Origin of the sequence: Bacillus sp. FSL M8-0266, from assembly GCF_038613425.1 — a bacterium.
Classification (GTDB): Bacteria; Bacillota; Bacilli; order Bacillales; family Bacillaceae; genus Bacillus; species Bacillus pumilus.
In genome coordinates this window covers 818573-845476 of sequence record NZ_CP152015.1, presented here as the reverse complement: position 1 = coordinate 845476, position 26904 = coordinate 818573, and the positions used below count along the sequence as shown (strand labels likewise).

Sequence of the window (26904 nt, the reverse complement as noted above, 5' to 3'; positions counted from 1 at the left end):
GCTCTATCTTTATTACGATTTTACCCGAAAAAATGTTTCAATATTTTCCCTTTCTATTGTCAATTCGGCTTTTTTCGCAAATGAAAAGACGCCCATCATTCAATGAACGTCTTATCCTTCTTCATGAAATCAGCACATCATTTCTTGAGCAACTGTTCTGTCTTTTATTTGTTGAGTTGCCAGATGTTTAAAGTCATCAATAGACAGCTGTCTAGATGTCTTTTCTCCATGCTGTCTGATATTCAGTGTTTTTTCTTGCATTTCTGTATCGCCAATGACAGCGATATAAGGGATTTTTTGCATTTGTGCTTCTCTCATTTTATAGCCGAGTTTTTCATCCCGTTCATCGATTGTGACTCTGATTCCAATCTTTCTTAATTGCTGCTGCACCTCAAGGCAGTGGTCGAGGTGAACCTTTGAGACAGGGATGATTTGTACTTGTACTGGTGCCAGCCATAACGGGAAGGCGCCTGCAAAATGCTCGGTGAGAATGCCAAGGAAGCGATCAAGAGAACCGAAAATGGCACTGTGAATCACAACTGGCCGTACCTTTTCATTCTTTTCATTGATATATGTTAAATCAAATTTCTCAGGCATTTGAAAATCCAGCTGGATTGTGGCGCACTGGTGGCTCCGCTGCAAGGCATCTTTAATATGAAAATCGATCTTCGGGCCATAAAATGCCCCATCTCCTTCATTTAACTGGTAATCGACCTTTAGCCGATCAAGCACATTCTTTAGCGCTGATTCAGAAATATCCCAAATGGCATCATCCCCTAGCGCTTTTTCTGGACGAGTGGATAGTTCCACAGAGTACTCAAAACCAAATGTCCGATACACATGATCAACTAATTGGAAAATCCGTTTGATTTCAGCTTCAATTTGATCTTCTCTCAAAAAAATATGGGCATCATCTTGGCAAAATGTCCTGACCCTGAACAATCCATTTAATGCTCCGCTAAATTCATGACGATGCACCTGACCAAACTCAGCCATTCTGATCGGGAGGTCTCTATATGAATATAAGTTATTTTTAAACATGAGCATATGTCCTGGACAATTCATCGGTTTTAAAGCAAAGCTTGTATGATCTACTTCTGAAAAATACATATTTTCATGATAATGATCCCAGTGCCCTGACTTTTCCCATAGCTCTTGGTTCATCATAAACGGTGTGCTCACTTCTTCATATTGCGCTTTGCTTCGTACTTCTCTTGAAAAAGCCATTAATTCATTTCTCACAAGCTGACCTTTTGGTAAATAAAACGGCATACCTGGCGCTTCTTCTGAAAACATGAACAGAGATAATTGTTTCCCTAATTTCCGGTGATCACGTTTGTTTGCTTCTTCTATGAAATGAAGATAATTAGCTAGTTGTTTTGGATGTTGAAATGCGACACCATACACTCGCTGCAATACATCTTGATGACTATCACCCCGCCAATAAGCCCCTGCAACACGTGTTAGCTTAAATGACTTTACGAACCCAGTAGAAGGTAAATGAGGCCCGCGGCATAAGTCGATAAATTCACCCTGCTGATACACTGTGATGGCTTCTCCAGATGGGAGACGTTTTAAAATATCCAGCTTATATGGATCATGCGCAAACATCGATTCAGCTTCTTTGTAGGAAATCTCCTTTCTTTGGATATGATGATTCTCGTTTATGATGTTTTCCATTTCTTTTTCAATAGCAGCCAAATCCTCTACACTTAATGTTTGATTCAGCTTCATGTCATAGTAAAATCCATTTTCGATAACAGGCCCGATTCCAAGTGTGACATTGTCGTATAACCTTTTCACAGCTTGGGCTAATACGTGTGCAGATGTATGGCGCAGCACTTCAAGGCCTTCTTTTGAATCGAGTGTGACAATAGACAGCCGAGCATCACTTTCCAGCTGATGACTGACATCGACCATTTGTTCATTGATCTTTCCTGCCACTGCTTTCTTCCTTAAGCTTGGGCTAATATAGGAGGCAATATCTGCGACAGTCGTACCTGCAGAGAACTCCTTGATCTTTCCATCTGGAAATAGAATCTTCACCATTTTTTCTCTCATGACTGACACACCTTTCATTTTTTGAAATAAAAAAACACACCCATCCCTCATAAAGGGACGAATGTGTAATCCGTGGTTCCACCCAAATTCCCATAACGCATATTCGCTTTATGGCTCTGGTGCCGTAACGTGGCATAGTCGGTATTGGATACTTCAATTTTCCCCAATACAGCTCAAAGGTGGTAAGACAACTTTTCTGCGTTAGGAAGATTTCAGCGTGACTTCCCTCTCTGGTAACCGATAAAAGCGGCTCATGTCCTTTTCAAAGCAATGATGATAGTTGAGTGAACAAAAAAACACACCCATCCCTCATAGAGGGACGAATGTGTAATCCGTGGTTCCACCCAAATTCCCATAACGCGTATTCGCTTTATGGCTCTGGTGCCGTAACGTGGCGTAGACGATATTGGATACTATGATTTCCCCAATACAGCTCAAAGGTGGTAAGACACTTTTCTGTGTTAGGAAGATTTCAGCGTGACTTCCCTCTCTGGTAACCAGTAAAAATGGCTCATGTCCTTTTCTTCGCTTTTAATTTCTCCATATCTTACATGAAGATGATGGATCATGTAAAGCTTTATTTTTTGCATCGCAATTGAAATTCATTCTTTAAATGAAATATTGCGTGTATTCACTTGGGCTGTATTCAATTTGAAACGCAGGGGATAAGGCTCGTTTCACTTCTTCAGTGATACGCTCTCCTTCTTGATTGAATTTCTTTTCCATGTCTGCACCATTTAGTACCAATTCATCTGTCTCTTCGTCAAACCAGCGGCCATACTGTATGTTCCAATTCCAGATTTTCGAGAAAAGTGTATCACTTATTGGTACATCGTCTTTTTCTAAATGACATTGACAATGCCCACAATGAAAAGGTTCATATCCATAATCTCCTTCAATTTTCACAAAAGGATGATCCTCATACTCTCGACAGCACACCCACTTTTTGAAGTTCTGACCGAATTCTGTCAGTTTAATTGAGTAATAACGCATAGAGGTGCGCCTTCCTATCATGTCAAAAATCCCTTGATCAATTAATGTCTTTAGCCGATACTCGATAAAATCATCACCGATATACTGTTCTAAATAACCGATGACTTCCCCAATTAAGCGTGGAGTTTTGATGTAATCCTCTTCTGGCTCGGACTGATGAACCCGCTTAGCCATTTTCACTAAATAAGCATCAAATTCATCTTCTGGTACGCTGATCGTTTGTCCTTTTTGCCATATTCGCAGCGTATGATTTTCTTTAGCAAATGAAAGCCATTCGATGAGTAATTGCGCTCTTTCTTCTTTTGTTACTGAGTGCATATGCTCTTTACTTTTGTACAAAACTTTCAATTTTTCAGTTGTGATTTCACCGACATGCCGAATATCCATTCTTCTTGTATTTGTATTGAACAGTTGATCAAATGCAGTCGTTGTATTGATGAGAGACAATTCAATGTTTTTCTCTTTTAATAAATAGATGGCATATCGTAAGCCAATTTGCTCATGTGCATTACTGCCTGTCCAGATGAAGATACTCGTACCATCTTTTATATCTTTTATTTGCTGAAGCATTCTATGCTGATCGGTGACCATGTCGTCAAAATGGCCAAATTCATTTGATATCACGTTACGTAGCCACTCTATACGTTTCTCCTGTCCTTCATGTTCATGCAAATGCAGAAGGGGTCCAATCGAATAAATGTCATGAAAAGCGATAATATCATTTACTTGATCTTGCTTCATTTCGCAGAATGCTTGTTTTAAACTACCGGCAGCTGCTGCCCCAAATACGATATGTATCATCAGTCGTCTCCCTTTATATTACAGTTTACTTCATCTTCACCTATTCATGGTTCCCTCGTCAATTCTATTGAGTCAATTTCATTCAAAAGTATGACAATGAGATGATCAGAGATCTTTACATAAGTGATAAAGGCAGAACCGCGGAAGCTAGACTTTTACGAAAAACGAAAAGCCCCTCGAAGTGGGGCCATTTGCGTACACCCCGCTCTTGAGGCTTTCTTTCTGATTGATTTGTTTATGTAAATATTCTTAAAAAAGGAATTTCAGTTCAAGCCCTTATTCACAGATTTCCCTTCACAATCGTTCTCTTGGCTTTCTTAACAATTCTGCTAGTCGCTTTTGTATCAGAATCCTTTGACCACTGTTCACAAAGGCTCACGACCCAATTGGGCTGTGTTTTACTCGCGTCATTGAGCCAGTTTCCTACAGAATCTTGAACATATGTAGATGGATCGGATTTGAGTAAATTTAGAATAGGCAGTGCCCTCTCTGGCTCCTGTTTTAATAACTCAATATGCTTTGTCCATACCCCTCTCGGACGGATTGCCTCTAAAGAGAACCGGCGAAGATTTTCATCCTCGCTTTTTGCCCATTCTGTTAAATGCTCTATACTTTGATCGAGCTGAAGACTTAGACTTTCTCTCACTGACATCCATGCAATTTCTCGAACACCAAAATGATGATCAGCTGCAAATGGCTGTATGTACGCAAGTTTCTCTTCCAGTGTTGATAAACTCTGTTTGTTCATATAAGCAGCCCAACAGCGAACGCTATCAGATACATGGTGAGCAAATACCTGTAGCACTTCCGTTTGTTTTTCTTCATTCTCTTCATATAGCACGTCATCTAACAATTGACCAATGAGCCGAATGGCTTTCATTCCTGATTCAGCTTTTTGTTTAGTGATCTCAGATGATACATCGTCTAAACGATGCTCTAAACCAACGGACGGCAAAACATGCTGTATTAGCGTCATATGATTGACAGCCAGCCATTCAGTTAAATTCACACTTTCGATCTCTCCCTGATTCAAAAGGGTCAAGACGTCATGAGGGATATCAGTCCCCTTTCGAGCGCCTTTTCGATTGATCATTTCCTCACTTATTGGCATTCTGTATTCTCTCCTTGTCTAGCGGATTGGATATTGACTCCTATTGTAGCAAATAAACAACTTCACTGGTGCATTCTTCAAATCAAAAAGGAACTACCCGAAATAAGTAGTTCCTTCCATACAAAATTGAATGTAAGTTAGCTTCCTTGCTCGATCATCTTCAAACTCTTACGCTGAGAAAACCGATCAAACGCTACCATTAGAATGGTCATGAGTAAAGCGAGAAAAACAGTGCCAGCACTGATCCAGCTTAGGTTTAATATAGATGTTTCGCTTAGCACAATCCCTCCTACACCAGAGCCTAAGGCAAATCCGAATTGAATAAATGATGTATTGACACTTAAGGCGATATCAGGAGATTTTGGTACAAGTGTGACAAGATATAACTGCTGAGCTGGTGATGTGCTCCATGTAGCGATCATCCATATCATGATGACAGCTACCATGACCACGAGATTACCTGTGACAAATGATAGCAGCAAGAGCATGATGATTTGCAAAATGATTCCTGAGAAAATCGTGAATATTGGGCCTTTTTTATCTGCCGCCATCCCTCCAAGGCTGGAACCCAAAAAGCTGCATATTCCTGCTAGTAACAAAATACCACTGATTTCTGTGATGCTAAGGTTTGCTGATGCTTGCAGGAAGGGCGTTAAATAGGTAAATAACGTGGAATATCCACCTACATAGAATAGCGTCACTGCCACCGCGAGTAATATTCGCTTATCTTTTAAAATCGATAACTGCATACGAAGCGTCACCGGTTCTTGTTCTTTCATAGAGGGAATCCGCCTATACACAACAATCAGCGGAATAAGCGTGATCAATCCAATGGCTGCGAATAATGCTTTCCATCCGATCATACTGCTTAAAAATGTCCCGATTGGAACGCCTAAAACCAAGGAGCTGCTGAGTCCCATTAAAATGATACCAATAGCAGTTCCTCTTTTTTCACGTTCTACAAGACGAGTCGCAACAGCCATTGCCACCACAATAGCCGTTCCCCCACTGATTCCTTGTAAAATCCTTGTCATCATCACCATTTCAAACGAATGGCTGACACTTGTGATGAAATTACTTAAAATAAAAATAATCAGCATCCATGACAGTATTTTTCTGCGGTCTATATTGATGGTCAGTGCAATGACAATCGGTGCGCCGATTGCCGCTGAGAGCGCTAAAGACGTGACCAATAATCCAGCGGCAGACGTCGTGACATGTAAATCATCTGCGACCATCTGGATAATGCCTGTAATGATATATTCGATTGTTCCGATTAAAAAGGCTGCTAATGCAAGTAAATAGACAACGGTTTTATTTTTCATCGTGACGTTTCTCCTTTGGGCAATGTTTACGATTTGATTTCATCTATAATAGGAATTTGAATTTCAATGAGTCTGCCTTCTTCATTTTCAGACAATGGGTAATAAATCTCTCGGCCCGGCTGGTCTTCTTTCACGCGGTATCCATTATTTTCGATCCATGTCGCCAGGTCAATACAAGCTGTTTGTGCGGATGGAGAATGTGAATGAAATAATAGTGTCGCCATGGTTTCTTCAGCGGGTAACGTACGTATCTTGATTCCTTGAGGAAGAGTGCCCCTTAACGCTTTGACGGAATACCCCACCTCAAACTCGAACTCACTTTCTTTTTCGAATGATTCCCTCCATAGCACTACTTGTGGTCCAGAGATCGATTCTTGTTGATGTTTAAGTAATAAATGATGAAACATTTGAAAGAATGAAGGAATTTCGTCAACAGATCCGTTGGATTGAAAAGACATGATGCGTTTGCTTTCAACGGATTTGATGATGACCTCCTGTTCTTTTTCAACACATCCCTCTCGTTTGATGAGGTGCATCCGCTCCTTAATACGCGCTAATTTCTGTTGTTCTCTCTCGATCAATTGCTGAATTTCACTTTCTTTCAGCAGAAACATGCCCTGAATTTGCTCTACTGAGATATCTTCACGAAGAAGCTGAGCCATTTGCTTTAACGTAAAGCCCAATTCCTTGTACAGAAAAATTCGGTTGACCTCAAGCAGCTGTTCAGCTGAGTAATAACGGTATCCTGAATCTTGATCAATCTGCTTAGGCTTTAATAAATCAATTTGGTCATAATATCTTAACGTTTTAACAGGCACTTTACTTAACATAGAAAAATCGCCGATCTTGAACATCCTGCATCTCCTCCGTTTTGTTGATCTGATCAAAGTATAAACCCTTCAGTTAAGGGGAAGGTCAACAGAAGATTTTAAAATAAAATTTACCGCATATAAAAAGCCCTATCTCAAATAGGGCTCATTGTTTGATGAACTTTATTCGTCCTCCAAAATATGTTTAGCCGCTTCTAGTGCTGAAGCTGCTTTAGGCCATCCGCTATAAAAACTAAGATGGGTGATGAGTTCAATCAATTCGTTCTTCGTTACACCATTTTCTTTGGCAAGATGTAAATGATATTCCAGCTGATTCAGGCTGCCCGCACTTACTAAGGCTGAGACTGTAATTAGACTGCGATCTCTTAGAGAAAGTTCCTCTCTCCTCCACAAATCTCCAAAGAGAACTTTTTCTGAATACTCAACAAATGCTGGAGCAAAATCTCCGAGAGTGAATTTTACAGTTGGCTTGATTGGTTGATGCATAGCTATTTCCCCTTTCATTCGTTCCGTTACTTGATCATCTGCGCAAGCCCTTCTCCAAAGGACCAATTCTCCAAGCCTGTCTCAATCAGCATAATGAATACATTTTCTTTACGTATATTGAGCTGGCAATACAACTGGTCAGCTACTTCCTTATATAAAGACTGCTTCTGTTCCTCGTTTCTTCCTGAACCACATGTAATTTGGATATATAAAAGACGATGATCCCTCTCATGACGAAGAAGATAATGGGGATCATAAAAAAATTCTTCTTTCTTATGTGAACTGAACACCTGAAAGTAGTCTTTTTTAGGAACTTGAAATTCTTTCATCAGAGCCTTCATGATCGTTTGGCTAACAGAAGCTAAGCTTTCTTGATCGTACGCCTTTTCCATATAACTGACTTTTACAAATGGCATGAATGTCATCTCCTTTTTTCTGTCTTACTTCATTTTACATCCCAATACTCATTTTATATAATTGAATAATATATAAAATTATATTCATATATCGAATGGAGATTATTAGAAATGGACTTAAAAGAGTTAAAAGCATTTCAAGCCGTGATTCAGGAAGGGACATTCTCAAAAGCCGCTCAAAAATTGAATTATGCACAGTCGACCATAACGAATCAGATCAAACGATTAGAAAAGGAGTTAGGATTTCAATTGTTTGTAAGAGGATGGGAGGCTGAATTAACCCCTTCAGGACAATTGTTTGCCAAAGAGATTGATCAGTTGATACTCCATTGGCACTTTGTATTAGAACAATCACAAAAACTCCAAAAAGAAGAAATCGGAACCTTGAATATAGGCGTCATAGAACCAATTGCTGCCACTATTCTGCCTTCCGTCCTTCAAATATTCAGGAGACATAAACCGAATATCACATGCCACTTTATCATCGGTAATACAGACTTTCTTCACAAGCTTCTGCTCAAGGGTGAGATTGATTTTGCCATTGCAGGGGAACCAGTGATGAATACACTTGCGTTTGAGGAGTTGTACAAGGAGGAAATGTCATTTATTATCGCAAAACAGCAGGCAGATCAAGTTGGAACGATTTCATTGATCAAGGATCTTTATCAACAGCCTTTGATCATAGGCGGGGAAAGCTGTTTATATCACATGAAGTTACAAAAGGAACTCTCAAGAATAAATGTGGAGCCGTTCACTTATACCATCAGCCAGATTTTAGCAATTCCATCATTTCTAAAGGAATTCCCCTCTGTCGGAGTCGTCCTTTCCTCTATCCCATTGTCAGACGAGTTTGTGCAAGTTCCAATTGAAATGGAGGACCCTTTTATCTCGATAGGAATCTTAACTCATAAGGAACCCCATCTTTCTCTGGAAAAGACCAAGCAGCTGCTGCTTGATCTATTTCGTCAAGAAGCGGAGCAATTCACATTCTCGTGATCTCGTTTCAGAAACAAAAAACCTAGATTTCATACATCTAGATTTTTCAATCTTTCAAGCCATTTTAAGATGGCTCCACTTTTAAAGGAATTGAATATGGTACCATCGCAAAACCGCTCAGCTCTCACCACTCCCATGATGAGAGCAAGCACACACTGCGCATTTAAACTAGAGATGTCCACATTTTCCATATCGTTCGGTCCACCTTCAATGCCATTTTCTTTGAGGATCTCTCTGTAGCGGGTAAGCTCCAGCTCTTGATGTTGTTCCGCAAAGTTATAGACATCTTCGATAAAGTGACGGACCGTTTCGGAATATTTCACAAAAGGCATTTGAATTGGATGTTCCGCTGTTCCATCATTTTCTTGATCGATCACCCATTCTCCAATATGATCTTCTTGAAGCATCGGTATGTATTTAGTCAACATCTTGAATTGACTCATTCTCATCCTCCTCTATTCTAATTATATGGTTTACTTTGTTTCTCGCGAATTCATCAAGTATTCTACTAGTGAAATTTTTTAGCCAAACTGGTCTACCCCCAGAACGAAAAATTGTGCTTACTTGTCATAAACATCTCATTTTTCGTTTTGAGTAGATGGTCTACCTCAAACCTTTTATTTATCCCATACTCTCATCTGCTTTATGACCAATGCTGCTGTTTCACTCGGATGGCTAAGTGGGAAATGATGACCATATGGAACAAAATCAACCTGACCAAGATGCGATGGGGCAGAATAGCCTTTGTCATAATCCCCCCAAATAACATGGAGATTATCCTTTGTGACCTCATTGAAATCACCTTGATCGGTTTTCTGTAGTAAGCTGTTAAGCTGAACCGTCGTATTTAATATTCTAGGAGACGTAAAACTATTTCTGACTTTTTCAATATAATGTTCAGGGATGCTCTCCGTATTTTCAAACAAACCATTACTTAATAAATAACGCTCTATCATAATAGTCGTTGCCCATTTCAATGTCCATTTGTTCATCAATTGTGGGACATTTAGCGATTTAGCATATTTCTTATCAACAGGTGGCTGAAGTAAAGTGATTGAATACTTCTTATCGATGTACTCTTGTACCAATGCCTCCAGAAGAATATACGCACCGAATGAATGGCCGATTAAATGTGCACCATTCGTCGCTTTCTCCAATACCTTTTTCACGACATTCAAATAGATATCTAGAAGATGTTTCTCTCGTTTAAAAGGAGAACGTCCCAAACCTGGAAGATCCAAGATCCATACAGGTTGACCCGTTTTTTCATGAAGCTCTTGTGCTAAAGGGAATAAATCCTCTCCATCACTTAATAAACCATGTAGTAAAATAAACGGTTTACCCTCTCCTTGTAATTGGTAAAGGGTCGTGTTATCACATAATGTTCGTTTAAATAAATGATCATCCTTACCGTTTGGATTCATCATTCGATAATCCAGATCAGCTACTACAGCAGGGAAAAATTTCATGACACTCGTCTTCTGAAACCAATCTTCTCCCATTATTTTTTTTACTGCAACATTTGAAAATGTTCGTTTTGTCATAAAGTTCAGTCCATCAGAAGGAATGTTTGTTATTTTACTTACGCCACTATTCATCATAGCTTTCATCAGTGGCATTGGGACAGAGATTTTTGGTGTCCTCATATTCATACTTTCTGACATCATACTTAATAATTCACCAATGTTCTGATCGTGCTGCCAGTCTTCGACAAGCGTATATGTTTGAATAGCTGGCTGCTCCAATCTGAAAACCTGCACAATAAACCTTGCAAACTCATCGTTTGAAATAAGTGGCAACCTATAGTCCTTACCTCCAGGAATCACCGGCATGAGCCCCCTTCGCATACTCTTCACAAGCAAACCTAATCCTGCGATTTGCTCTGTACTCCCCGTTTGACTACTACCGACTACAGTTGGCGGATTAATGACAGAAAGCGGATAACCTACTGCTGATGCCTGTTGACGAATATAAAGATCTGCTAAAAATTTTGTTCTCTCATATGGATTTTTTATTTTCAAATAGCTGTTTCCTTCTTTAAACACATCAATTGTAATCTTGCTATTTTGATCATCAAAGGGACTCATATAACCGACAACATGAATAAATTGCTGCAAGCCCTTCAATTGATGAATACTTTTTGCTAACTCACTCATATGTTTGGCGCCATTTAAAAAGACGGAAGCTGCCTTTTTACTTGTCGCTTGAATATCCATGGGGCCTCCTGCGTGAATGATCACATCCGTTTTCAACACCTTCTCCTTATCTTCAGTACTTAGACCCAAATCTACTTTCGTCAAATCACCTTCAACAAAGTGCATCACTGTCTCTTTTAAGATGCCTCTTTCTTGAAAAGTGCGTGTTGCTTTACTTTTCGACCTCACTAAAAGAAGAATGTTCACATCCTCATTGGCTAATTCTTTCACTAACTCCTTTCCAATAAAGCCCGTTCCACCAATTAATAATACTGTTCTCATATAAAATCCCCTCTTTAGTACTAATCAGTACTAATTTAATGTAAAAAAAAGCTTCTTTATCGAAGCAAGTTAAAAATATGATCGGCTGTTTTTGTGATGACAGTGGCATCCTTCAATGTTTCTGAAATAAATAACGCGCCTTCAAGATTGGTAATAAACAGTGATGCAACCTCATCAATATGAATCGTCGTTCTGAATTCTCCATTCTCTACTCCTTGTTTCAGTAATAGAGAAACCTTCTTTTGTAATCCTGTAAAAAACAAACCTATTTTTTCTTTTATTTGTGTGGCCTGTGTAGGACTTTGAATATAAAGAGTAATAAATGGACAGCTTCCTTTATAATCTCTCGATTGAACTCCTTGTGATAATTGCTTTAAAAACAGTTGGATACGTTCTTCAACTAAAAATTGGTTTTGAGATAGTACGTCATCAATTGCAGATTGATACATGTCAATCCAATAATCAACGACCCCTTCTAATAATTCTTCCTTATTAGAAAAGTGATAATACACATTAGACTTTGACACTTTGCTTACACGTACTAATTCATCCATGCTTGTATAAGCAAATCCTTTTTCTAAAAATAAAGTTGCAGCTACTTCAAGCACACGTTTTTGATTCATTAATTTTACTTTTTTCATAATTAGAACTATATAGTACTAATTTAAACATTGCAAGTGTTGATGTTCATTTAGAAAAAAGTCTGATGAAAGAAATGCCCGCAAAACAAAAAAGCTCGAAAATCTTATATTGATTTTCGAGCTTTTATTAAAGTCTATTTTTTCACGAGCGATACAACAGTCTCCACATGTGCCGTGTGCGGGAACATATCGACTGGCTGCATGTATTCGATCTTGTAGTCTTTTGACATATATTCGAGGTCTTTTGCTAGTGTTGACGGGTTGCAAGAGACGTAGACAAGACGTTTTGGTTTGATTTGTTTGACCGTGTCTAAGAAGGTGCTTTCGCAGCCTGTTCTTGGCGGGTCCACGACGATGACGTCAGGACGGAAGCCTTCTTTGACCCATTTTGGCAGCCAGTGTTCGGCTGTTCCGGTTACATAGGTCGCGTTTTTCATGCCGTGTTTTTTGGCATTTTTCTTGGCATCATCAATTGATTCTTTGATGACATCCATTCCTCGTACTTCTTTGGCGCCATCTGAAAGCCACATCCCAATCGTTCCAACGCCGCAATACGCATCGACAATTTTTTCTTTGCCAGTCAGTTTTGCCGCTTTTTTCGCTTCGTCGTAAAGCTTTAGCGTTTGCTTCGGATTCAATTGGAAGAAAGCACGTGCACTCAGTTCAAAGGAGACGTCTCCTAAAAATTCTTGAATGACCATGTTGCCAGCTAGGTGAGATGTCTTATGACCAAAGATGACCGACGTTTTTTCACCATTGATGTTGTGCATAATGGATGTCACTTCTGGCAGACGTTTTTGAATGGCTTCGGCAATTTCTTTTTTCTTTGGAAATTCAGGTTTTGATGTGACAAGAACGACTTGTACTTCACCTGTTTCAAAGCCAACTCGAACAACAATCGACCGCACGTCACCTTTTTTTGTCCGTTCATTGTAGACCGATACACCGAATTTCTCTAAAATTTTGCGGACAACGCCCGTTGTTTTGTTCGTTTTCGGGTGCTGCACGATACATTCCTTGATCGGTACAAGCTTATGAGAGTTCAGTCCGTAAAGCCCAGCAATGATGTCGCCGCTATGAGAACGCCCTACTTGGAACTGACTTTTATTCCGGTAGTGCCATGGATCTTCCATACCGATCGTTGGTCGAATATCCAGCGTTTCGACCGATAGCTTCGTGTGTCGTTCCATTGATTGAATGACAATATCACGTTTTTCCTTTAGCTGCTGCTCATACGCCAAATGCTGAAGCTGACATCCGCCGCACTCTTCGTATACTGGGCATGGCGGTTTCACTCGATGCTCGGAGCGCTTTCTAACTTTTCTAACCGTACCTTCTGCATATTTTGCTTGGACATTCGTTGCTTCCACAACCACTTCTTCGCCTGGAAGCGCACCTGGGACAAAGACCACTTGCTTTTTAAAATAACCGACCCCTTCACCATTAATGCCAAGGCGTTTAATGGTAAGCGGAAACTGCTGTCCCTTTTGCAAAAGGGCACCTTGCTGTTTTTCCTTCACTTCATTCTCTCCGTTCTATCTGAACCCTTGATAGGTTGTCTTCATTTTATTCCATCTCATTAGTATACCATGACTTGGACAAAGAGAGAAAATCCCTTTCATTTATCTGTCTCAATGCTTCTCCATAAATATAAAGAAGCGTAGCTTAAATAAGGAGTCCAATCCTTGCTTAATGCTGCCATCTCTTCTTTTGTCGGCTTTGCAGGCAGGTCAAAGTGCCGTTTGATGGCGTTTTGAATCCCGATATCTGCCATCGGAAAGAGATTCGGTCTTCCAAGTCCATTCATGAGCACATTTTGAACTGTCCAAGGTCCAATCCCTCTAATCGGAAGCAGACGTTCTTCCACCTCCAGATCAGTTAAATCGTGTAATTCTTCTAAAGAAAGAGAGCCACTCACAATTCGCTTTGAGACATCGATGACATATTCCGCTTTCCTCTGACTAAATTGGAGCTTTCTCAAATCCTCTGTTTCAAGTGAAGCGATGGCTTCTGGTAAAGGATCAAACCAAACCCCCTCTATTTGCTCGCCGTACGTATGAACAAACCGTTTCGTGAGTTCATAAGCAAACGCCAGATTGAGCTGCTGATGAATGATGCATTTCATCAAGCAATGATATAAGTGAAAATCCAGCATGAGCGGTGTCCCCTTATGACGCTCAAAAACGGGCGCTAAGTTGGTTTGAGAAAAATGCTCATGCACAGCGTCTAATTGATGCTCCATGCCAAATATCCGTTTCACCTCACATATGAGAGGTTCCTCAGGACCATTTCCTTTCACCCGAAACGTGGGCGCTTCTTTTGTTCCGGTGGCTTGAACGACGACAACGTATGGTTTTTGTTCTAATCTGATTGGTACTTTGATTTCTCTTTTATTCAAATCGACTGCTTTTAATGGATCATTTGATAAGCGTCTGAGCACTTGATCGAAGTGATATGGCGGTTCAACGGTCAGCTCTTTTTCCCACATGTTTTCCTCTTCCTTTCTGCAAACACGCAGATGCGATTGTTTCACTTTGCATGAATGATTCTCTATATTGAATACTTTCAAACATAAAGAGTACAAGAATTCATCAGTTATATCTTCCTTATTTACGGTCATTTTCCTGTTGGATGAAAGAACATTTTTAGTCGAATTCAGCTAAAATTCGACAGCACCCTTCAAGATTTTAGGCTCATTTTCCTTAAATTAGAAATAGAACCTCTGGGTGATATCTTCTATTCCAAAAATATTTGTATAATTATGACATATCAAGGAGGTGAACAAAGGAATTAGCTGATTAGGCAATCATTTGTTTTATCTTGCAGGAACATATTTTACCTCATTGATAACCGGCTTCACCTAGTTTCACATTTTACGAAAAAGAAGACCCAAAATTAAAAAACAAAGGAGATCCGACCAATGAAAAAAACCATTCTTTCTATTGCCCTTGCCACTGCTGTTTCTTCGACACTACCAGTATTCGCTGATGCTGCTGAGAAAAAAACATCAGCACCCGTCTCAACTACACTACAGCAAACTGTATTAAACAAAGCGGCTGAAGGAAAAGCTGGAACGACTGCTAGTCCTAATGTTAACGTCAACTTCGATGTTCTTGGAATTGCCAATGCAATTGTTAACGCAGTAAACGCAAATGCCAACCGTTCTGGATTCGTTAAAAGCGTGATGGAAAGCACATTCTATGCTGCTGGTGGCAGATATAATGTCATGGTCTTTAACCTAAGCCAAAATTATGAAGACCGCTTTAACGGCGTGAAAACTTTCGCTACTGCTAATCTTGGTAACGTTGTTTACGGTATTTGGGTATTTGAAAGTGGTACCTTTAAAAACAACGGCGATGGCGGCTGGGATAACTGGGCGTTCAGAGGCTGGTTCGATCGTCAAGATAAATTTGTTACGTTCCATCGTCCTTAATTCTCGGTTTTATCCATCAATCATACACGCACATTGGACCGATCTCAGTGATGAGATCGGCTTTTTTATGGAGAAACTGTATAAGTTCACTGGCGTTGCTTCATGATATAATGCAAGTCTGGAGGGGTGTATATGCTGAAAAAACTTGCAGTGACAAAGAACGGAGACTTGATTGAACATGCAACATTGCAGCAGCTTTCAAGCCCCGATATCGCCTGGTATTGGATTGATTTTCATGCGCCTACGGAAAAGGAAGCAGCGCTTTTAAAGGAATACTTTCAGTTCCATCCGCTTGCGATTGAGGATTGCTTCCATTATTTACAGCGGCCGAAGCTTGATTTTTATGAAGGGTATTTATTTTTTGTGCTTCATGCCCTGAATCAAAAGACGCTTCGATCTGAGGAAATCGATCTGTTTGTTGGTGAGAATTATATTGTGACCTTTCATTTGAAGGAAGCACCATACATTGATCGTGTCATTCGAAAGCTCAAAGAATCTGACAAAACCCGAAATAGCGGACCTGAGCATATTGCTTATATGCTGATTGATCAGCTTACCGATGATTATTTCCCAATCATTTATCAAATTGAGGACAGGCTGAATGAAATCGAGGATGAAGAAGGTCATAAAACATATGGAACGCTGATGAACGAAGTATTTGGAATTCGATCCGATTTGCTCAAGCTGCGACGAACGATTATCCCGATGAGGGACCTTTTATATCGTATTGTAAACACGCACATGATGAAAAGCGATACAAATCGTCAAGCATATTTTAATGATATTTATGATCACTTATTGAAATTAACAGAGATTGTCGAGTCGAACCGAGAAATGACAGCAGATTTAAGAGACAGCTATCAGACGCTGAATTCCAATCGAATGAATGCGATCATGATGACGCTGACCATAGTGTCGACCATTTTTATCCCATTGACCTTTATTGTTGGAGTGTACGGAATGAACTTTGATAACATGCCTGAATTACACTGGAAGTATGGCTATTTTGGCGTACTGATTTTCATGGGTGCGCTCGTCTCGGGTATGCTTTTGTGGTTTAAGCATAAAGGATGGTTCCGCATATTCAAATAATGTGTGGAGAGAATGGCTGAGGAGGCGGTTAGATGAAAAACTGGATTCCATTGTCTCATCAAGAACTAAAGCTCGTATGGGAGACGCTCTATCGAGATTTCAAATTTAATCCGAGCATCTCTCGTTTCCCTTCATTTCGCGTACCTTCTCCTTTCATTACATATGATATTTCTGCTTATTTTGAGGACTCTTCCCTTCTACATGCAGATGAAGACCTTGAAGAGAAAGCATTACTTGTTTTTCAGGAGCTTATCAGAACAGACGAATATATGCTGGCACTTGACTGGCAGCACGAATGCTACTGGATCACACCATACGGCTCATTTGAAAAAGATGAATTTGGAGAATGGACAGTGCCTGTGCTTCCTAACGGGGATTATTATTTCTTTTTATCAAAAGAGATGCATTGGGGCTTGCTAGGACATCCTTGGGAGCAAAGTATCACGATTTTCGGTGAGGGCTTGATTGACTCTTTCACGCGTCATCATCCGATTTTGTTTCAGCGTAAAATAAGAGAAGGATAAAGAAAAAGCTCGCAGGTCTTCTGCAAGCTTTTTTCTATAGCTGAGGCAGATGCCATACTTTTTCAAGCATGAGATCGTCTAGGCTTTTAAAGGAATAACCTTGTTTTTTCAGTGCCGTGATGGCATCATCCAATGCCTCGGCATTGTCTCTTGAGACGGTATGAAGTAAGTAAATGGCACCTGGATGCGCCTGCTTCATCATTTGATCGTAAGCATACTGTTTTCCTTTTTGATGATGAATATGCCAATCCACAAACGCCACTGACCAAAAAACGGTTTGGTAGCCTAGCTCTTTTGTTTCCTTCAGCACTCTTTCACTGAATACACCGCGCGGCGGACGAAGATAGAGGTTGTCTTGTTTTCCAGTGATTTTGTACACGGCTTCATTGACACGCCCCAGCTCTTCTTTGATTTCTTCCGTACTCTTTGTTGTTAAATCTGGATGGTGATAGGAATGGTTGCCGATGATATGACCTTCCTCTGCCATACGTTTGACGAGCTCAGGCTGATCCTTTACAAAATGCCCTGTCACAAAAAAGGTGCCTGGTACTCGATGTTTTTTCAGCACATCTAAGATCTTCGGCGTGTACCCATTTTCATAGCCATTGTCGAAGGTAAAATAAATCTCTTTCTTTTTCGTATTTCCTAAATAGAAGGCATCATACTTTTTTAAAAGAGCGTTCAGTTCTTTACCCGCATCTGCTGGCTTGTGTTCTTTGCTTTTCGCAAATCCCCAATGGACGGGCTTATTAGATACGGCTTCCGCTGCTGAGAGAGGCATGGATACAAAAAGCGCACATAAACAGATGAGCATGTATTTTTTCATTTACGTCACTTCCCGGTTTTTCTTCTATTGTGCAGAATAAGACCGAAACTCATACACTGATTCACCTGCCAATTTAAAGAAAAAAGCCCGCACTGTGCGAGCTATTCTTCCTTCCAATCACTTTTAAACCGTTCATATTTCGCTTCTAGGTCGTCAATCATCTGGATCAGTCTGTCTATATCCTCAACATCTGTTGATTCAGGATCTAATGAATCAATCACATTCATAAACATATCTAATCGGTTCTTTAAATAATCAACCTGCTGCTCTTTGCTGTCTGCTGCCTTGCCCATAGATACACTCCCTTTAGCATTTGTTTATAGCTTATCTTTTTTTCCCTTGTAAATCAATGAAACCCCACTTGCGTATAACGGTGATGGGGCTTAAAATTAACTGTTGGCGGGTCCACGTTTGCCCGAATGAAAAGGAGATAGATACCATGAACCAAAAAACAGCACTTCGTCCGATTACACCTGCATATGACCCTTGGGAAGCCTATCTCGATGTGCAGGATTACGGAGAGATGAAGCTGACAAATATTGAATTTACAACAACGACGTTGTGTAACATGAGATGTGAGCACTGCGCGGTCGGCTATACGTTGCAGCCAAAAGACCCGAATGCACTGCCGCTTGATTTACTGCTTCGCCGTTTAGATGAAGTTCCGCTACTGCGCTCCATCAGTATTACAGGCGGAGAGCCGATGCTTTCTCTCAAATCTGTGCGGGAATATGTCGTCCCTTTATTAAAGTATGCCCATGAACGCGGCGTCCGTACACAGATCAATTCAAACTTAACACTTGATTTGGCGCGATATGAAGAAATTATTCCATACTTAGATGTTCTTCACATCTCACATAACTGGGGAACTGTCGAAGAGTTTGCAACGGTCGGTTTTGCGATGATGGACAGAAAACCAACCTTTGAGCAGCGCGAGAAATTATTTAACCGCATGATTGAGAATAGCCGGGCACTTGTCAAAGCAGGTGTTACCGTATCTGCTGAAACCATGCTTAATAAACGCACACTTCCATATATTGAACACATCCACCGGCAAATTGTGGAGGAAATGAAATGCCAGCGCCACGAAGTTCACCCGATGTACCCAAGTGATTTTGCCAGCGCCCTTGAATCATTGACGCTACCGCAAATGCGTGATGCGATTCATCAACTGCTTGATATTCGTGATCAAGACACATGGATGCTGTTTGGCACCCTGCCATTTTATTCTTGCAGTACAGATGAAGAAGACCAGCGCCTTCTCAAACGATTGCGTCAGGAGAAGCATGTCACGGTACGAAATGACCCTGACGGACGCTCACGGTTGAATGTGAATATTTTTGATGGGAATATTATTGTGACGGACTTTGGTGATACACCGCCGCTTGGAAATATTGCGACCGATACATTGCAATCAGCTTATACTCGCTGGATGGACACAAAATTAGCAAAAGAGCTGAATTGTCATTGTCCAAGCGTACAATGCCTCGGTCCGAATGTTCTTGTGAAAAACAGCTATTATCAAGATGTTGATTTTACTTCTCGTACAGCCAGGGGGTAACCGATAGATGGACGATACATTTCTGACAGTGGTCAAGAACAAATACATTGAAATTCTAATTGTTGGACTTGTTCTTTGGCTTGCCGTCTTTATCATCAACAAAGCCCTTCAGATTTTCTTTAAACGAACGGAGTTTATTGAAGATAAGAAGAAGAAAACGATCGAGAGCTTGGTCAAATCTGTGACGAAGTACACAGCTTCAATTTGCTTTGTATTCTATGTCATTTCTCTCTTCTTTCATGATTTTGGAAAAATTCTTGCAGGTGCTGGTGTTGCTGGGATCGTCATCGGTTTTGGCGCCCAGACGCTAATTCGTGATATTTTAGCAGGCATCTTCCTGATCTATGAACGTCAGATTCATAAAGGGGATTATGTGACAGTGAATAACCTCTTTAATGGAACGATTGAAGAAATTGGTCTCCGTTCTTTGCAAATTAGAGAATGGAGCGGCAAGCTGTTAACCATTTCTAACGGAGACATCCGGCAAATTCAAAACTATAACATGCACTACATGCGGATTACGGAGTCTGTATTAATTAGTGCGAATCAAAACCCAGATACAGCCTTTCAAGCACTAGAAACGGCCTGTGACAATTTAAATCAAATGCATCATGATTTTCTTAAAAAAGATGAATTCCAGCATGCCATTGAACCGTTTCAAGTCCATGGCATTATGGGTCTGAACAAGCTGAACCGCGGGATTGAGATCACAGTGAAAGGAATGGTCGAAGACGAAAAATACTTCGATGCCGCCCTCGCTGTCCGAAAAGAAATGATCAAACAACTTCATCAGCATGATGTCAAATTGCTTGAAGATCTCGTTTATCCCCAGCCTGCAAAATAACCTCATTTGTGATGGGGTTATTTTTTATATCATTGGCCCTTATTTCTTTATTTATTAGGTGCGCCGAGCTGACTCGGGTTCTCGAAAAACATGAAACGCTTGAACAGCTTGGACACATCAGCTAAGAAATCTCTTCATTTCAGCCCTCTAACTTCTATCCTCTTGACTAATTCATGTATAATAGAAAACAGAATGATTTCATGCAGCATGGGGACCCTCATACTGTGTATTTTCTAAGTGAAAGAGAGTGAATAAGATGGGTCGTAAGTGGAACAACATTAAAGAAAAGAAAGCATCAAAGGATGCCAGTACAAGTCGTATTTACGCAAAATTCGGTCGTGAAATCTATGTGGCTGCCAAACAAGGTGAGCCAAACCCAGAATCAAACCAAGCACTTCGTTTTGTCCTAGAACGTGCAAAAACATATAGTGTCCCAAAACACATTGTAGACCGTGCCATTGAAAAAGCAAAAGGCGGTGCGGAAGAGAATTTCGATGAGCTGCGCTACGAAGGATTTGGTCCAAATGGATCAATGGTAATCGTTGATGCCCTTACCAATAACGTGAACCGTACAGCGTCAGATGTTCGTGCGGCATTCGGGAAAAACGGTGGAAACATGGGCGTAAGCGGCTCTGTTGCCTACATGTTTGACCAAACAGCTGTCATCGGTGTCGAAGGAAAAAGTGAAGAAGAAACGCTTGAGCTTTTAATGGAAGCAGACGTTGATGTACGTGACATCATGGAAGAAGATGAAACAGTGATTGTATACGCTGAACCAGATCAATTCCATCAAGTACAAGAAGCATTCAAACAAGCCGGCGCTCAAGAATTTACTGTTGCTGAAATTACAATGCTTCCTCAAAATGAAGTGACATTAGATGATGAATCTAAAGAACAATTCGAGAAACTAATCGATGTATTAGAAGAGCTTGAAGACGTGCAGCAGGTTTATCATAATGTGGATTTAGGGGAATAAAAATTTAAGCCATAGTCGAGGTTGGGTTCATTCAACTGCTGCTATGGCTTTTTTATTTTCTCAAAACATGTAATATATAAATAAAATGTTAATTTCTACAACTCTTTAAGGAGCTGAGCTTCATTTTTAAAACATGGTGGTTTTCTTATTATGGATTTATGATCATTCCTATTCTTGGGCTAAGTTTTATTTTCATCAACTTCATGATAGTAACAAAAATTATCTTCTTTCTCTTCATCGCATGGTATTTATATAACATCTTTGACTTTTACAAAAGTGAATTGAAAGGGAAAAATGATAAAACCAATTAGCAAAAAACAGTCATCTCCCCTTGATAAGAGGAGATGACTGTTTTAATTCATCCCTTGAAACCCAAACGTCAGGTGATCCTGAACAGGAATCCAAGCGCCGATTCCTTGTGAAGTCACGTTTTTCACGACGAGTTTGCGTTTATTTCCTTTAAGCACAAGGTATACTTCTCCGTATGTCACCTTCCCTTTTTCGTTAATCGCTGGTGCATAGGCATGAAGCGAAGCTGCTTTTTTCGGAGAGACATGGTACGATTGATCTCGTTTTGTTCCTGCGCCAATGACTGTGTCAAATGCAAGGGGCAGCTTTGTTTTTTGGATGGCTTTTTGCATCATCAATGTTTTCACATCTTCCGGGTTTGGTACCTTTGCTGTGAGCCCGCCGCTTACTTTCACTTGCTGCTTTTGAACGTATTTGCCAATGGCTGTTTTGTTGCCGCCTCTGTTATCAATATTGTTCGTATTCACTTTTTTGTATTCCCAGTTGGCGACCGTTTCGTTTGAATCGTAGCTCAGTGCCCATCTGCCAAGGAAAATGGTCGCGCGGTAACCAACAGCTAATGGCGTCCCTGAAATGCTGGATTCATTTAGCATTTTGATCAAATGGGTATTCTCAATAGGAACATTCGTTGTTTTAAACAATTCTGCTGTCAGCTCGCTCGGTTGGAGCAATGGCTGGTCCTGTGACGCATTCGGATACGTATTCTCCTTAGAAATACTGGCGACAGACGATGGCACCTTAAATGACTTCGCCGCCTCCGCTGGAAAGCTGTATAGAAAACTTAAGGATAAGAGAACAACAAACATGATGCGGGGCATCTTTTTCATATCATCACTCTTTCTCATTCATTTTTCCATAGTATTTTCCGCAAAGACGTCCCTTATCCACAAAAGATTATAAAAGGAAAAATCCAATCGCCATAATGAAATAGGCAGCAAGTAATGTGGCGCCTTCAAACCAATTGGTATCTCCGTCATTAGATAAAATGACTGTGAGTAACACAGCGGATGCCATCGCAATGAGCTCTGGTAAGGAGAAAATGAGTGGCATCTGCGTATTGAAAAAAAGCGAGCTAATGACAAGGATTGGTGCCACCATCATCGCAACCTGAAGTGTGGAACCAAAAGCAATTTCCACTGCGACATCCATTTTATTTTTATACGCCATGATGACAGCAGAGGCATGTTCTGCGGCATTGCCGACGATGGCCACAATAATGACTCCGATAAACAGCTCACTCCAGCCAAATTGTTCTCCCACTGTATCAAATGTATGGACGAGGCGCTCTGAAATGTACGCAACGGCCATCGTTGCAAGCAGCAAAATCAAAGTGGCAAACTTACCAGACCATTCAGGTATTTCTTCTTCCGTCTCCGCCTCTCCGTCCATGCTCTCCTGCTTGGCAACATAGACACCTCGGTGGCTGACCAATTTGAAATAGAGTGCTGCAACATAAAGCAAAATCATCACAATGCTAATGCCAATACTTAAAACAAATTGCTTCTCCTCAGCCATCTCCACCGAAAACACTTCTGGAATAACAAACGCCACAATAATGGCAAACATGAGCAAGCCCGAGTTGTGCCTTGCATCATGGACATTGAACACTTGGCGCTTATATTTTAAACCGCCAACGAAAAAAGACAGCCCCGCCACAAGCAGTAAGTTTCCGATCACTGATCCAGTTAACGACGCAAGGACGATGGCTGTCAGTCCTTGCTTTAATGCAAAAAACGAAATAATTAACTCCACCGCATTTCCAAATGTGGCATTTAAAAGCCCACCAATTCTTGGGCCCGCTATGATAGCTAGACTTTCTGTGGCTCTTCCCATAAAACTAGCAAGGCCAATAATGGCGATACAATACACAGTAAACATGATGACCTGCGGAAAATGAAGAAAACTGCCAATCACCGATAGCGGCACACCAATTGCGACAATCACAAGAAACAAACGATTCATACAGCCATTCTCCTTTACATATGTCTGACTGTTATTCTTTCGTGAGTGCCGGCTTCATATACATTTAGATTCTCTCGTGTGAGAAGGTGATTTCAATACTTCCTTTCACGGACTGCACCATCGCGCAATGCTTCAATGCAAGTGTAATGACTTTCTCTATTTGTTCAGCAGATGTACGGACGCCTTCAAATAAAATATGTAAATGAATACGGGAGATTTTGTTTACAGCGCCTGCTCTTGTCGTTTCAGGTGTAATCGTCAGTCCTTCACAGGATATTCGCTTTTTCCGGCATACATGAATGAGCATTTCTCCAAAACAGCCAGTAATAGCTGAGGTGAACAATTGAGAGGGTCTGTATCCCGTTTCTTCATTTGCTGATATATACAGCTCCCTTTCATCTATTCCCGCGATCCACCGGCCTGATTCGTATATCAGTTTCATTCCTTTTCCACCTTTCTATTGAAACCGCTATGGTTCCATTGTACGATGAAAATATGAACTTGTAAGGAGCTTCTTATGTCGAGAATTCACTTTATGATTTTAATTTTACTTGTATCTGTATCTGGTTTTTCGCAGGGAGCGTTATTGCCTGTCATTTCGATTATTTTTGAACATGCCGGGACTTCTCCTACGTTAAACGGACTGCATGCCACAGGCTTATATCTCGGCGTGCTGCTAGCATCTCCCTTTATGGAAGCGCCGCTTCGCCGATTTGGATTTAAGCCGTTAATTGTCATTGGAGGCGCCGCTGTCTTTTTAAGCTTGTTCAGCTTTGTGTTTTTTGAATCTTATGTTGTCTGGTTCTTCCTGCGGCTCATGATCGGGATTGGTGATCATATGCTGCATTTCTCTACACAGACTTGGGTGACCTATGCGTCGTCTTCAAGAAATCGCGGGCGAAATATTTCATTGTATGGGTTATCCTTTGGACTTGGTTTTGCCGCTGGACCTTTTTTAACACCACTCATCGAAATCAACCCATCTTTACCTTTCATTGTTTCTGGTGCTGTTAGTTTATGTATTTGGCTGCTTGTTTTTGTTTTGAAAAATACATATCCAGATACGGGCGAAGTGCAGACGTCAGAGCAGACAAACAGTTTGAAGCGCTTTAAGAAAGCCTTTCAATTTGGCTGGGTCGCCTTTATGATGCCGTTTTGCTATGGCTTTTTAGAAACGACACTCAATAGCAACTTCCCTGTGTATGCACTTAGAAGCGGGGTGACCGTAGATGCAGTGGCGTTTATTTTACCTGCTTTTGCCATTGGAAGTATTGTCTTTCAGCTGCCTCTCGGTATGCTTAGCGACCGGTTTGGCAGGCGCCGCATCATTTTATGTGTGACTCTCGTTGGGTCTTTCTTTTTTCTACTAGCAGGGATTTTCATTCAATCGGTTTTAGCTGTTGCGATTTGTTTCTTTATTGCCGGAATGGCTGTAGGCTCCACCTTCTCACTTGGCATCAGTTATATGACCGACTTATTGCCAAAACATCTGCTTCCTGCTGGAAATTTGATGTGCGGAATGGCATTTAGTGCGGGAAGTATTCTAGGGCCTGTTCTCGGTGGAATCTTTGTGCAAACGTTTGAAGGAATGAATTTACTTTACCTTGTCAGCATCGTGATATTGTTCGTATTTTTCTGCGTTCGATTTGGGCGAACGGCGGCAGTGGTGGAAAGTCATTAAAATGGAGGGTCGATCTTTGTTTTCATACGACGTCACGAATGAATTGACTTTAGCATCTCTACAATTAGATGATGCGGACACATTATTGGAGCTTATTCAAGAGAATCAGGCTCATTTAGGGGAATGGCTACCGTGGGTTCATCACTGCAAAAGCATAGAGGATGTCAAAACGTTTATTCAATCGACTCAAACCATCTACAATGAACAAAAAGGGTTGGAAGCTGGCATTAAGCTGAATGACCAATTGATCGGGGTGTTCCGCCTGACGTTTAATCAGAAAATAGGCAATATCGGTTATTGGATTCGTCAAGACGCACAAGGTCGAGGCATTGTGACAACGATCTTGAAATATATGACAGAAACATTTTCTTCAAAAGTCGATGGATTTGAAATTTTTTGTCCCGTAGGTCATGTTCGAAGTGAACGTGTAGCAATGAATGCCGGATTCGAGCTAGATCCTCACTATGAGTCAAAGCCTGATGCCGCTTTTATCCTTAAACGATATATACGATTGTGAATGAAAAACTCCCCTGCACACATGCAGAGGAGTTTTTTTCATTTAGTGATATCCATTTTGCCCGTTCGCACTGCCGCTTGTTTTGTGCTTAGGCTGATGGCCTTTGTTTTGTTTCGTATTGCTTCCGCCTTTTTTCGATTGTTTGGACATATGTGGTTTCCCCCATCCATTGAGTTTGAACTTGATCGTTCTTCTTTAGGATGCCCGGATTTCTTTATAGTTTGCCTGGTACGATTTTACGCTTATGTAAAAGCGCATTGAGCTCACCGCCAAGGATAATCATGATGCCGGTTAAATAAAACCAGATCATTAAAATAATGATTCCCCCAATGCTTCCGTACATCGCACTGTAGTTGGCAAACTCGCCTACGTAAAATGAAAATAGCATGCTGACCAAAATCCATCCAATCGATGCAAAAATGGCACCTGGCAGAACAAATTTTAATTTCAGCCTAATGTTTGGAGCAAAATAGTATAAGGCTGTAAAAACAATCAATAAAATCAGCGGGCTAATGATCCATCTCATTGCAGTCCATACGGTGAGAAAGGCGTCTGACTGCCCAACTAATTTAGCGACAAATAAACCGAGTTCTTTGCCAAAGACAGGTAGCATCAGGGCAAATATAATGGTCAAAACCATCGCGACCGTTAAGATGATCGATGTTAAACGTACGAGAATGAAGGAACGATTCTCCTCAACTTCGTAAGCATGGTTAAATGCTCTGACGACGGCATTAATGCCGTTAGATGCTGACCAAAGGGCGGCAATAATCCCGAACGACAATAACCCGCCGTTTCGATTATTCAGCGTCTGTTCGGCAATGGATTCAATCATCGAAAGCGCTCCTTCTGGCGCATAGCCAGAAATGACGCTTAGGACATCCTTTGACGTCAGCGGCAAATACCCGACCAGCGTCAGCACGAAGATGAGAAACGGAAATAATGAAAGCAAAAAGAAATAGGCAAGCTCAGCAGATTTTGCCGGTCCTTCATGCAACAAAAAGCGTTCAATTAACGCTTTAATAAAACCCATACGCCTCAT

At 40.8% G+C, this 26904-nt stretch carries 27 protein-coding genes; 9 read left to right on the top strand and 18 right to left on the bottom strand.

Going from position 1 to position 26904, the window contains the following annotated elements:
• Positions 1 to 129: 129 nt before the first annotated feature.
• The 7 genes from thrS to MKY83_RS03965 all read right to left on the bottom strand — a co-directional run bounded on the left by thrS (position 130) and on the right by MKY83_RS03965 (position 8023).
• Entirely contained in the window at positions 130 to 2061 is a 1932-nt protein-coding gene (thrS, locus tag MKY83_RS03995) for a threonine--tRNA ligase (RefSeq protein ID WP_185108737.1), read from the bottom strand.
• Positions 2062 to 2670: 609 nt separating this feature from the next.
• Positions 2671 to 3855, bottom strand: a complete 1185-nt coding sequence (locus MKY83_RS03990) for a DUF1835 domain-containing protein (RefSeq protein WP_342488182.1) — start codon at positions 3853 to 3855, stop codon at positions 2671 to 2673.
• A 280-nt stretch (positions 3856 to 4135) separates the two neighbouring features.
• Positions 4136 to 4966, bottom strand: a complete 831-nt coding sequence (locus tag MKY83_RS03985; protein ID WP_342488181.1) for a DNA alkylation repair protein — start codon at positions 4964 to 4966, stop codon at positions 4136 to 4138.
• Positions 4967 to 5103: 137 nt separating this feature from the next.
• Positions 5104 to 6291 carry an MFS transporter gene (locus MKY83_RS03980; RefSeq protein WP_278178247.1) on the bottom strand — a complete coding sequence of 396 codons (1188 nt, stop codon included), beginning with the start codon at positions 6289 to 6291 and terminating at the stop codon, positions 5104 to 5106.
• 26 nt (positions 6292 to 6317) lie between these two features.
• Positions 6318 to 7145, bottom strand: coding sequence for a MerR family transcriptional regulator (locus MKY83_RS03975; RefSeq protein WP_106067571.1), 828 nt, complete (start codon positions 7143 to 7145; stop codon positions 6318 to 6320).
• Positions 7146 to 7283: 138 nt separating this feature from the next.
• Positions 7284 to 7607 carry a carboxymuconolactone decarboxylase family protein gene (locus MKY83_RS03970; RefSeq protein WP_113768289.1) on the bottom strand — a complete coding sequence of 108 codons (324 nt, stop codon included), beginning with the start codon at positions 7605 to 7607 and terminating at the stop codon, positions 7284 to 7286.
• Between the two features lie 26 nt (positions 7608 to 7633).
• Positions 7634 to 8023 carry a tautomerase family protein gene (locus MKY83_RS03965; RefSeq protein ID WP_113768288.1) on the bottom strand — a complete coding sequence of 130 codons (390 nt, stop codon included), beginning with the start codon at positions 8021 to 8023 and terminating at the stop codon, positions 7634 to 7636.
• A gap of 111 nt (positions 8024 to 8134) precedes the next feature.
• Here MKY83_RS03965 and MKY83_RS03960 point away from each other — a divergent pair, with 111 nt between their 5' ends.
• Positions 8135 to 9019, top strand: a complete 885-nt coding sequence (locus MKY83_RS03960; protein WP_342488180.1) for a LysR family transcriptional regulator — start codon at positions 8135 to 8137, stop codon at positions 9017 to 9019.
• A gap of 29 nt (positions 9020 to 9048) precedes the next feature.
• Here the strand turns inward: MKY83_RS03960 and MKY83_RS03955 are convergent, their stop codons facing one another.
• The 5 genes from MKY83_RS03955 to MKY83_RS03935 all read right to left on the bottom strand — a co-directional run bounded on the left by MKY83_RS03955 (position 9049) and on the right by MKY83_RS03935 (position 14625).
• Positions 9049 to 9462 carry a DUF6508 domain-containing protein gene (locus tag MKY83_RS03955; RefSeq protein WP_113768286.1) on the bottom strand — a complete coding sequence of 138 codons (414 nt, stop codon included), beginning with the start codon at positions 9460 to 9462 and terminating at the stop codon, positions 9049 to 9051.
• A gap of 174 nt (positions 9463 to 9636) precedes the next feature.
• The gene (locus MKY83_RS03950) at positions 9637 to 11496 is read right to left on the bottom strand and encodes an alpha/beta fold hydrolase (RefSeq protein WP_342488179.1); all 1860 of its coding nucleotides are present in this window, start codon (positions 11494 to 11496) and stop codon (positions 9637 to 9639) included.
• A gap of 56 nt (positions 11497 to 11552) precedes the next feature.
• Positions 11553 to 12119, bottom strand: a complete 567-nt coding sequence (locus MKY83_RS03945; protein ID WP_342488178.1) for a TetR/AcrR family transcriptional regulator — start codon at positions 12117 to 12119, stop codon at positions 11553 to 11555.
• 152 nt (positions 12120 to 12271) lie between these two features.
• Positions 12272 to 13657: a 23S rRNA (uracil(1939)-C(5))-methyltransferase RlmD gene (gene rlmD / locus MKY83_RS03940; RefSeq protein WP_268455084.1), complete on the bottom strand. Its 1386-nt coding sequence runs from the start codon at positions 13655 to 13657 to the stop codon at positions 12272 to 12274.
• Positions 13658 to 13755: 98 nt separating this feature from the next.
• A complete protein-coding gene (locus MKY83_RS03935) occupies positions 13756 to 14625 on the bottom strand; it encodes a DNA-3-methyladenine glycosylase (RefSeq protein WP_065097472.1) in 870 nt (289 codons plus the stop codon).
• 432 nt (positions 14626 to 15057) lie between these two features.
• Between MKY83_RS03935 and MKY83_RS03930 the strand changes: the two genes are divergently transcribed.
• From MKY83_RS03930 to MKY83_RS03920, 3 genes are all read left to right on the top strand, one after another.
• Positions 15058 to 15570, top strand: a complete 513-nt coding sequence (locus tag MKY83_RS03930) for a hypothetical protein (RefSeq protein ID WP_044139727.1) — start codon at positions 15058 to 15060, stop codon at positions 15568 to 15570.
• 132 nt (positions 15571 to 15702) lie between these two features.
• Complete coding sequence (gene corA, locus MKY83_RS03925) at positions 15703 to 16662, top strand: magnesium/cobalt transporter CorA (protein WP_106067576.1); 960 nt, start codon at positions 15703 to 15705, stop codon at positions 16660 to 16662.
• A gap of 32 nt (positions 16663 to 16694) precedes the next feature.
• Positions 16695 to 17186, top strand: coding sequence for a DUF2716 domain-containing protein (locus MKY83_RS03920; RefSeq protein ID WP_044139729.1), 492 nt, complete (start codon positions 16695 to 16697; stop codon positions 17184 to 17186).
• A gap of 34 nt (positions 17187 to 17220) precedes the next feature.
• On the opposite strand, the gene pdaA is transcribed toward MKY83_RS03920, so the two are convergent.
• Positions 17221 to 18012 (bottom strand): delta-lactam-biosynthetic de-N-acetylase, encoded by a 792-nt coding sequence (gene pdaA, locus MKY83_RS03915; protein ID WP_342488177.1) that lies wholly within the window; start codon positions 18010 to 18012, stop codon positions 17221 to 17223.
• A 101-nt stretch (positions 18013 to 18113) separates the two neighbouring features.
• The gene (locus MKY83_RS03910; protein WP_044139757.1) at positions 18114 to 18305 is read right to left on the bottom strand and encodes an SE1561 family protein; all 192 of its coding nucleotides are present in this window, start codon (positions 18303 to 18305) and stop codon (positions 18114 to 18116) included.
• A 146-nt stretch (positions 18306 to 18451) separates the two neighbouring features.
• Between MKY83_RS03910 and yfkAB the strand changes: the two genes are divergently transcribed.
• The 3 genes from yfkAB (at position 18452) to MKY83_RS03895 (ending at position 21393) form a co-directional block, all read left to right on the top strand.
• Positions 18452 to 19573, top strand: coding sequence for a radical SAM/CxCxxxxC motif protein YfkAB (yfkAB, locus tag MKY83_RS03905; RefSeq protein WP_050944782.1), 1122 nt, complete (start codon positions 18452 to 18454; stop codon positions 19571 to 19573).
• A 7-nt stretch (positions 19574 to 19580) separates the two neighbouring features.
• Entirely contained in the window at positions 19581 to 20417 is an 837-nt protein-coding gene (locus MKY83_RS03900; RefSeq protein WP_003218032.1) for a mechanosensitive ion channel domain-containing protein, read from the top strand.
• A 256-nt stretch (positions 20418 to 20673) separates the two neighbouring features.
• Entirely contained in the window at positions 20674 to 21393 is a 720-nt protein-coding gene (locus MKY83_RS03895) for a YebC/PmpR family DNA-binding transcriptional regulator (RefSeq protein WP_044139732.1), read from the top strand.
• Positions 21394 to 21746: 353 nt separating this feature from the next.
• On the opposite strand, the gene MKY83_RS03890 is transcribed toward MKY83_RS03895, so the two are convergent.
• From MKY83_RS03890 to MKY83_RS03880, 3 genes are all read right to left on the bottom strand, one after another.
• On the bottom strand, positions 21747 to 22508 hold the full coding sequence (locus MKY83_RS03890) for a YfkD family protein (protein WP_342488645.1): 762 nt from the start codon (positions 22506 to 22508) through the stop codon (positions 21747 to 21749).
• Positions 22509 to 22596: 88 nt separating this feature from the next.
• Positions 22597 to 23664, bottom strand: a complete 1068-nt coding sequence (gene cax, locus MKY83_RS03885) for a calcium/proton exchanger (protein ID WP_342488176.1) — start codon at positions 23662 to 23664, stop codon at positions 22597 to 22599.
• A 64-nt stretch (positions 23665 to 23728) separates the two neighbouring features.
• Complete coding sequence (locus MKY83_RS03880; RefSeq protein ID WP_044139735.1) at positions 23729 to 24106, bottom strand: OsmC family protein; 378 nt, start codon at positions 24104 to 24106, stop codon at positions 23729 to 23731.
• Between the two features lie 75 nt (positions 24107 to 24181).
• On the opposite strand from MKY83_RS03880, the gene MKY83_RS03875 reads away from it, so the two are divergent.
• The gene (locus MKY83_RS03875) at positions 24182 to 25345 is read left to right on the top strand and encodes an MFS transporter (RefSeq protein WP_003218010.1); all 1164 of its coding nucleotides are present in this window, start codon (positions 24182 to 24184) and stop codon (positions 25343 to 25345) included.
• Between the two features lie 16 nt (positions 25346 to 25361).
• Positions 25362 to 25862, top strand: a complete 501-nt coding sequence (locus MKY83_RS03870) for a GNAT family N-acetyltransferase (RefSeq protein ID WP_044139736.1) — start codon at positions 25362 to 25364, stop codon at positions 25860 to 25862.
• A gap of 214 nt (positions 25863 to 26076) precedes the next feature.
• On the opposite strand, the gene MKY83_RS03865 is transcribed toward MKY83_RS03870, so the two are convergent.
• Positions 26077 to 26895 carry a YhjD/YihY/BrkB family envelope integrity protein gene (locus tag MKY83_RS03865; RefSeq protein ID WP_342488175.1) on the bottom strand — a complete coding sequence of 273 codons (819 nt, stop codon included), beginning with the start codon at positions 26893 to 26895 and terminating at the stop codon, positions 26077 to 26079.
• Positions 26896 to 26904: the final 9 nt, after the last annotated feature.

Excerpts from the sequence above, each read along its gene's own strand:
- thrS (WP_185108737.1), bottom strand. The coding sequence starts at position 2,061 with ATGAGAGAAAAAATGGTGAAGATTCTATTTCCAGATGGAAAGATCAAG.
- MKY83_RS03990 (WP_342488182.1), bottom strand. The coding sequence starts at position 3,855 with ATGATACATATCGTATTTGGGGCAGCAGCTGCCGGTAGTTTAAAACAA.
- MKY83_RS03985 (WP_342488181.1), bottom strand. The coding sequence starts at position 4,966 with ATGCCAATAAGTGAGGAAATGATCAATCGAAAAGGCGCTCGAAAGGGG.
- MKY83_RS03980 (WP_278178247.1), bottom strand. The coding sequence starts at position 6,291 with ATGAAAAATAAAACCGTTGTCTATTTACTTGCATTAGCAGCCTTTTTA.
- MKY83_RS03975 (WP_106067571.1), bottom strand. The coding sequence starts at position 7,145 with ATGTTCAAGATCGGCGATTTTTCTATGTTAAGTAAAGTGCCTGTTAAA.
- MKY83_RS03970 (WP_113768289.1), bottom strand. The coding sequence starts at position 7,607 with ATGCATCAACCAATCAAGCCAACTGTAAAATTCACTCTCGGAGATTTT.
- MKY83_RS03965 (WP_113768288.1), bottom strand. The coding sequence starts at position 8,023 with ATGCCATTTGTAAAAGTCAGTTATATGGAAAAGGCGTACGATCAAGAA.
- MKY83_RS03960 (WP_342488180.1), top strand. The coding sequence starts at position 8,135 with ATGGACTTAAAAGAGTTAAAAGCATTTCAAGCCGTGATTCAGGAAGGG.
- MKY83_RS03955 (WP_113768286.1), bottom strand. The coding sequence starts at position 9,462 with ATGAGTCAATTCAAGATGTTGACTAAATACATACCGATGCTTCAAGAA.
- MKY83_RS03950 (WP_342488179.1), bottom strand. The coding sequence starts at position 11,496 with ATGAGAACAGTATTATTAATTGGTGGAACGGGCTTTATTGGAAAGGAG.
- MKY83_RS03945 (WP_342488178.1), bottom strand. The coding sequence starts at position 12,119 with ATGAATCAAAAACGTGTGCTTGAAGTAGCTGCAACTTTATTTTTAGAA.
- MKY83_RS03935 (WP_065097472.1), bottom strand. The coding sequence starts at position 14,625 with ATGTGGGAAAAAGAGCTGACCGTTGAACCGCCATATCACTTCGATCAA.
- MKY83_RS03930 (WP_044139727.1), top strand. The coding sequence starts at position 15,058 with ATGAAAAAAACCATTCTTTCTATTGCCCTTGCCACTGCTGTTTCTTCG.
- corA (WP_106067576.1), top strand. The coding sequence starts at position 15,703 with ATGCTGAAAAAACTTGCAGTGACAAAGAACGGAGACTTGATTGAACAT.
- MKY83_RS03920 (WP_044139729.1), top strand. The coding sequence starts at position 16,695 with ATGAAAAACTGGATTCCATTGTCTCATCAAGAACTAAAGCTCGTATGG.
- pdaA (WP_342488177.1), bottom strand. The coding sequence starts at position 18,012 with ATGAAAAAATACATGCTCATCTGTTTATGTGCGCTTTTTGTATCCATG.
- MKY83_RS03910 (WP_044139757.1), bottom strand. The coding sequence starts at position 18,305 with ATGGGCAAGGCAGCAGACAGCAAAGAGCAGCAGGTTGATTATTTAAAG.
- yfkAB (WP_050944782.1), top strand. The coding sequence starts at position 18,452 with ATGAACCAAAAAACAGCACTTCGTCCGATTACACCTGCATATGACCCT.
- MKY83_RS03900 (WP_003218032.1), top strand. The coding sequence starts at position 19,581 with ATGGACGATACATTTCTGACAGTGGTCAAGAACAAATACATTGAAATT.
- MKY83_RS03895 (WP_044139732.1), top strand. The coding sequence starts at position 20,674 with ATGGGTCGTAAGTGGAACAACATTAAAGAAAAGAAAGCATCAAAGGAT.
- MKY83_RS03890 (WP_342488645.1), bottom strand. The coding sequence starts at position 22,508 with ATGTTTGTTGTTCTCTTATCCTTAAGTTTTCTATACAGCTTTCCAGCG.
- cax (WP_342488176.1), bottom strand. The coding sequence starts at position 23,664 with ATGAATCGTTTGTTTCTTGTGATTGTCGCAATTGGTGTGCCGCTATCG.
- MKY83_RS03880 (WP_044139735.1), bottom strand. The coding sequence starts at position 24,106 with ATGAAACTGATATACGAATCAGGCCGGTGGATCGCGGGAATAGATGAA.
- MKY83_RS03875 (WP_003218010.1), top strand. The coding sequence starts at position 24,182 with ATGTCGAGAATTCACTTTATGATTTTAATTTTACTTGTATCTGTATCT.
- MKY83_RS03865 (WP_342488175.1), bottom strand. The coding sequence starts at position 26,895 with ATGGGTTTTATTAAAGCGTTAATTGAACGCTTTTTGTTGCATGAAGGA.